General features: G+C 50.8%; 3 protein-coding genes. 2 read left to right on the forward strand and 1 reads right to left on the reverse strand.

The features are described 5' to 3' along the window. Nucleotides 1-129 precede the first annotated feature (129 nt). Nucleotides 130-579, reverse strand: a complete 450-nt coding sequence (locus BN874_RS07330) for a hypothetical protein (protein ID WP_034431821.1) — start codon at nucleotides 577-579, stop codon at nucleotides 130-132. A gap of 92 nt (nucleotides 580-671) precedes the next feature. Here BN874_RS07330 and BN874_RS07335 point away from each other — a divergent pair, with 92 nt between their 5' ends. Both BN874_RS07335 and BN874_RS23385 read left to right on the forward strand, forming a co-directional pair. Then, complete coding sequence (locus tag BN874_RS07335; protein WP_081756221.1) at nucleotides 672-2,468, forward strand: PEP-CTERM sorting domain-containing protein; 1,797 nt, start codon at nucleotides 672-674, stop codon at nucleotides 2,466-2,468. A 143-nt stretch (nucleotides 2,469-2,611) separates the two neighbouring features. Next, nucleotides 2,612-2,971, forward strand: a complete 360-nt coding sequence (locus BN874_RS23385) for a zinc ribbon domain-containing protein (RefSeq protein WP_154724797.1) — start codon at nucleotides 2,612-2,614, stop codon at nucleotides 2,969-2,971. Nucleotides 2,972-3,187 lie beyond the last annotated feature (216 nt).

The following is a 3,187-nucleotide window of genomic DNA, read 5'->3' on the forward strand; positions in this document are numbered from 1 at the left end:
GAATCTAGCAAAAAACGAGCTTAACATGTTGACTTGTCAAGAATAATAGCCGGAATTCACGTGGTTTTAACCAAATGGTTAAGGATGAAACGGCGTTCGGTTGGCCGTTCACCGAGGGGGGAGGGGTTTTCACCCTGTGGGGTGAATACGGCAAATCAACGCCTTGGCGGCGGCCTCCAAGGCCCTGACCGTCCCGGCGTCCGGCTTGACCAGCTTGATAGCCTCAGCAGCCACGGCGTGGAACACCCGGCGATAGACCTCGAAGATGGCTTTGTTCTTTTTAGCCACTAAGTGCTCGAACGTGGCCGAGGACAGGCGGTACTCGACCTCGGGGTTCGGGTTGTCGATCACCCGACCGGGTGAACTAATAAAATCAACACCTTGCGTGTAGCCCTTCTTCAAAGCCTCCACGGCTTTGTGTTTCAACTGGTAAACCGAAGGCACCAGCTCTTCGAGATTGAAGGGGAACGCATCGCCATTGGCTTGCCGCTCATGCACGTCAAGGAAGTACCGTTGCAGGTCAATCTCCTGCTGGCTATTGAGCAAGCCCGACTGGAAGTCGGGGCGGGAGAGGATCATTCTTGTGGAGGAAAGCCTAGTAAATCAGTGCGTTGTTATTTATAGGCGGGTAGCGTAGGGTCAGCGGGGTAATCGCCCATAGAGGCCCAATAATGAATAAGAAACTCCTTGTCCTGCTTGCTTCGCTGGTTCTTATGCCTATCGCAAGGGCTGATGCCACTGTGATTTATGAGAACGCGGGGGGGTTATCTGAATTTACGAATTCAGAAGGCTGGGTTATTGGTGCAAGTCCGTTCGGATTCCAATTTATTGCCATGCCGTTCACGCTACCTAAACAAAGCTATGTAACGGGGGCTGAATTAGCACTTACTGCACTTGCTGATTGGTCCCGTGACTACGCTGTTCAAATTCTCGGTGATTCTGGCGGTCTACCGAGTTCTTCCCTATTATGGACAGCGTCATTGCTACAAACTATTCCAGTACAAACCCCGCAACAACCAACACACGCCTTTACCGCTGTCACTGGAGAATCTACGCTTCTCGAAGCCGATACTAAGTATTGGTTATATCTGACATGTACACCCAACTGTAGTATTTATTGGTGGTGGCCTACCACATCTAATTCGCCCCCTGGTGCAGTCCTTCATCCTCCTGAGTACCCGCACTTTTCCGCTTACTGGACGCTTTTGGACATTCCAAGGACTAACCCTTCGATGTTCCGCATTATAGGTAGCGCTTCTGCGATTCCCGAACCCACCACCTTCGCGCTGCTCAGTCTCGGTTTCGCGGGTCTCGGTGTTCGTCGGTGGCGTAAGAAGTCCCAGCCGATGAATAAGAAACTCCTCATCTTAATTGCTCTGCTATTTATCTCCAGTCCGGCGTGGGCACTTCCTTCATACACCATCACCGACCTTGGAACCACTATGGGTGGGGATAGTTTTGCCACAGGCATAAATATTCATGGACAGGTTATCGGTTATTCATACGCCGATACTGGTTGGCCTCCCCATGCCTTCCTGTACAGCAACGGAATTACGACTGACCTCGGGACCCTGGGTGGAGAGTTTAGCTATGCCTACGGCATCAACAACAATGGACAAGTTGTTGGGGTTTCGCAGACTAATACAAGTACCCGTGCCTTTCTGTATGTCAACGGGGTTATGACTGCCATCGGCACTCTTGGCGGGGCTTGGAGCGCAGCCTACGACATCAACGACAACGGACAAATCATTGGGGAGTCGGCCCGTGCAGGGGATACCTCCCAACATGCTTTCCTACATAGCAACGGGGTCATGATTGACCTCGGTACTCTAGGTGGAGCTAATAGTGCTGCCTTCGGCATTAACGATAGTGGAAAGATTATCGGAAATTCGGGAATCGCGGGGAATAATGTGACTCATGCCTTCCTGTACACCAACTCTGCCATGACTGATATACCTGCTCCCTACACACAAGTTGGGAGTTATGCCACTGGTATTAACAACAATGGACAGGTCATCGGAGCTTTTTATACCACTGTTGGGGGTTCGACCCGCCATGCTTTTCTGTATAGTGGGGGACCTATGACTGACCTCGGCACTTTAGGCGGTGCAACCAGCGTCTCTTATGGTATCAGTGACAACGGACAGGTCGTCGGAGCTTCGTTTACCACAGGTAATCTTGCCGTTCACGCTTTTCTATACGCCGACGACCATCTAGTTGATTTGAATTCGCTTCTCCCCACTGGTTCGGGCTGGACGTTAAATGAGGCTAAGGCAATCAATGATAAGAGTCAGATTGTCGGGAACGGTGTGATAAACGGGCGAAGCCATGCGTTCCTCATGTCACCCATCACCGAATCCATCCCCGAACCCACCACTCTCGCTCTGCTCAGTCTCGGTCTTGCAGGATTGTGCGTTCGTCGGCGGCGAAAATCCGTGGTCCTACGCCCCTACTTCGAAACCCGCTGACCGTCAGCCGCCGATTTTCCACGGAGTGAATCGTACAAAGCGCCTGCCGCCTCATCCTGAGTCGCCAGTACGCCATCCTTTCCCCCCACGCGGGGGGCATTCAACTCGCGCCCTGTTAGGCATAACCAAAGGCAGAAAGTGACATGGAAATTTTTCTTATATTTACATGGTTTTTTTGTGGCGTTATTAGTGGGGTTGTCGCATCAAATAAAGGTCGTAGTGGTTTTGGTTGGTTTATCTTAGGATTCTTGTTCGGACCGCTTGGTTTAATTTTAGCACTTGTGGTTAGCAAGGATCAGGAGGCCGTTGAACAATCTGCCTTTCAACGTGGTTCCATGAAAAAATGCCCTTACTGCGCTGAATTCATAAAAACAGAAGCCATTAAATGCCGGTTTTGTGGTGCTGATATTCTCGATTTTCCTCATTCCTCTCCTGTATCCGTTCCTGTAAAAAATAAAGACCAAGATGACGAGTGGTATGAAAGAAATATGGGTAATAAATAATCACCGGCTATCTGTTCGTAGTGTAGGTTGCCATGTTTTGGCAATTTAGCAGTCGCGAATAGCGCGTAGGGCGGGTTAGCGAAGCGTAACCCGCCTTTCGAGACATCACTCGCCTTCACCATTCCCGCCCTTGGGACGGTGGGTTACGGCTCACGCCTAACCCGCCCTTGTATTGTGTTTCTGTGAGGGTTGTTCATGATCAGACGGCCTGCACGG

The sequence above is a fragment of the Candidatus Contendobacter odensis Run_B_J11 genome (assembly GCF_000531125.1).
Taxonomy (GTDB): Bacteria; Pseudomonadota; Gammaproteobacteria; order Competibacterales; family Competibacteraceae; genus Contendibacter; species Contendibacter odensensis.